The sequence below is a fragment of the Pseudokineococcus marinus genome (assembly GCF_013004605.1).
Lineage (GTDB): Bacteria > Actinomycetota > Actinomycetes > Actinomycetales > Quadrisphaeraceae > Pseudokineococcus > Pseudokineococcus marinus.
This window is the reverse complement of the sequence record NZ_JABEMA010000373.1, coordinates 1-2,618: the sequence shown is the minus strand read 5'-3', so window position 1 is coordinate 2,618 and position 2,618 is coordinate 1. Positions and strand designations below refer to the sequence as shown.

Annotated in this window: 3 protein-coding genes; all 3 read right to left on the bottom strand. The window is 76.0% G+C overall.

Features of this window, described 5'->3' with window-relative positions; translation table 11 throughout:
* The coding region (locus HLB09_RS15595) for a DEAD/DEAH box helicase (protein ID WP_212771210.1) at positions 1-1,506 on the bottom strand (1,506 nt) is incomplete at its 3' end.
* A 276-nt stretch (positions 1,507-1,782) separates the two neighbouring features.
* Positions 1,783-2,055: a GlsB/YeaQ/YmgE family stress response membrane protein gene (locus HLB09_RS15590; protein WP_171204238.1), complete on the bottom strand. Its 273-nt coding sequence runs from the start codon at positions 2,053-2,055 to the stop codon at positions 1,783-1,785.
* A gap of 188 nt (positions 2,056-2,243) precedes the next feature.
* Positions 2,244-2,468, bottom strand: coding sequence for a DUF3107 domain-containing protein (locus HLB09_RS15585; RefSeq protein WP_171204237.1), 225 nt, complete (start codon positions 2,466-2,468; stop codon positions 2,244-2,246).
* Positions 2,469-2,618 lie beyond the last annotated feature (150 nt).

Below are 2,618 nucleotides of genomic sequence, written 5' to 3'. Positions count from 1 at the left end.
GGCAGCTGGGAGGGCGTGCCGCTCAACGCCCGCTCGAGCGGCCCGCCGCCACCGGCGCTGCGGCGCATCCCGCGACGGGTCTGCGCCGTCGCCGGCACGGGCAAGGTCCCCGCCCTCGCGGCCGCCCCGGCCGGTCTCGCCGAGGTCCTCGAGCTCCTCGGCCGCGAGGCCCGCGCGCGTGCGGCGGCTGCGGGGCAGCCGTCCGGTCGTGCCCTCGGGGATGTCGAGGTCGGAGAAGAGGTGCGCGGACGTGGAGTACGTCTCCACCGGCTCCGGGTGCCCGAGCCCGAGCGTGCGGTCGATGAGGCCCCAGCGCGGCACGTCGTCCCAGTCGACGAAGGTGACGGCGATGCCCGTCTGGCCCGCGCGACCCGTGCGGCCGATGCGGTGCACGTAGGTCTTGTCGTCCTCGGGGCACTGGTAGTTGACGACGTGGGTGACGTCCGTGACGTCGATGCCGCGGGCCGCCACGTCGGTGGCGACGAGGACGTCCACCTTGCCGCTGCGGAAGGCCCGCAGCGCCTGCTCGCGCGCCCCCTGGCCGAGGTCGCCGTGCAGCGCGCCGGCGGCGAAGCCCCGCTCGACGAGGTCGTCGGCCACCTTGGCCGCCGTCCGCTTCGTGCGGGCGAAGACGATGGTGAGCCCGCGGCCCTCGGCCTGCAGGATGCGCGCCAGCACCTCGACCTTGTCCATCGCGTGGGCGCGGTAGACGACCTGGCGGATGGCCTTGACGACGGCGCCCGCGTCGTCGGGCTCGCTGGCCCGGATGTGCGTCGGCTGCGTCATGTAGCGGCGGGCCAGCGCGACGACCGGGCCGGGCATGGTCGCGGAGAAGAGCATGGTCTGGCGCCCGGCGGGCGTCATGGCGAGGAGCTTCTCGACGTCGGGCAGGAAGCCGAGGTCGAGCATCTCGTCGGCCTCGTCGAGGACGACGGTGCGGGCGTGGCCGAGCCGCAGGTGACCCTGGCCCGCCAGGTCGAGGAGGCGGCCGGGGGTGCCGACGACGATCTCGACGCCCTTCTCGAGGGCCTCGACCTGCGGCTCGTAGGCCCGGCCGCCGTAGATGGTGAGGACGCGCACGGAGCGGCGGGCGGCGGCGGCGGTGAGGTCGCCGGACACCTGCACGGCGAGCTCGCGCGTGGGCACGACGACGAGGGCCTGCGGCGCGCCCGGCTCGGCCAGGGCCTCGAAGCCCTCCTCGCCCGGCCCGGAGGCGCGCTGGATCGCCGGGATGCCGAAGCCGAGGGTCTTGCCGGTGCCGGTCTTCGCCTGGCCGATGATGTCGTGGCCGGACAGCGCCACGGGCAGCGTCATCGCCTGGATGGGGAAGGGGCGCTCGATGCCCTTGGCGGCGAGCGCGTCGGCGATGGCCTGCTGGACGCCGTGCTCGACGAAGGTGGGCACGAGGGCGGCGGCCTCGGGGGCCGGGGCCTCGAGGGTCTCGACGGCGACGTCCTCGACGTCGCCGGGCGCGCCGGTGCTGGTCTCTGCGGTCTCTGCGGACATGGGGGGAGGCCTTCGGGTCGTCGGGCGGGGCCGCACGCGGGCCGGGCGCTCGGGCGCTCCGCACCACACGGGCCTCTCGCGCCGGGGGGTGGCGGCCGATCGCTCTCGACGACCGGGCGTAGGCGTGTTCCGCGCCATGGTAACCACGAGCGGCTCGGACCCGGGCGCGCGCGGCGCCCGGCGGGGCGGGGCGGGGCGCGGGCCGTCCCGGGGGCGGACGCACGGAGGGCCGCCACCCCGGTGGGGTGGCGGCCCTCCGCGAGGGGTGCGCGCAGGTCAGCGGCGGACGCTCTTGCGACCGCTCGTGCCGCCCACGATCGCCACGCCGATGACGGCGAGGACGACCTGGATGATGAGCGTGATGATCGAGAAGCCGTCATCCCCGCCCGTGATCGCGTTGCCGATGAAGCCGCCGATGAAGGCGGCGACGAGGCCGATGAGGATGGTCAGCAGGATGCTGATGTTCTGCTTGCCCGGGAGCACGAGTCGGGCCAGGGCGCCGACGATGAGCCCGACGATGATGGCGCTGATGATGCCGCTGACGGTCATGGCGATGCCTCTCCGTGAGGGGGACGTCACCCGGAGAGGCCCGGTCGGGCCGGTGGTGACGTCTGGTGATCACACGGTGGCAGAGGCGCCGTCCGTCCGCGCGTCGAGATCGCGGGCGGCCACCGGCGGCGCCGGGCGGTGACCCGATCGGGTGCCCGCCCGGCGCCCCGGTCTGCCGGCAGGGGCCGTCAGGAGGAGCCGAAGCCGACCCGGCGGGGGCTCTCGGCCGCGATCTCGACGTAGCCGAGCACGCCGGAGGGCACGACGACGCGCCGGCCGCGCTCGTCGACGAGGTCGAGGACCGCCGAGCCGGACAGGGCGGCGTCGACCGCGCTGCGCACCTCGTCGGCCGACTGCGACGACTCCAGGACGATCTCCCGCGCCACGTTCTGCACGCCGATGCGGATCTCCACAGCTGCTCTCCTCTGGGTCGGGTGGCGGGCCGCGGACGGCTCCCCGGCGCTGTTCGCCGCGGGGGCCCGCCTGCGGCGAACCTAGCCCCGGCGCGCCCGGCGGGCCGCCCCCGGGCCGCGCTGTTCGCCAGCGGCGCAGCCGGTGCCGGG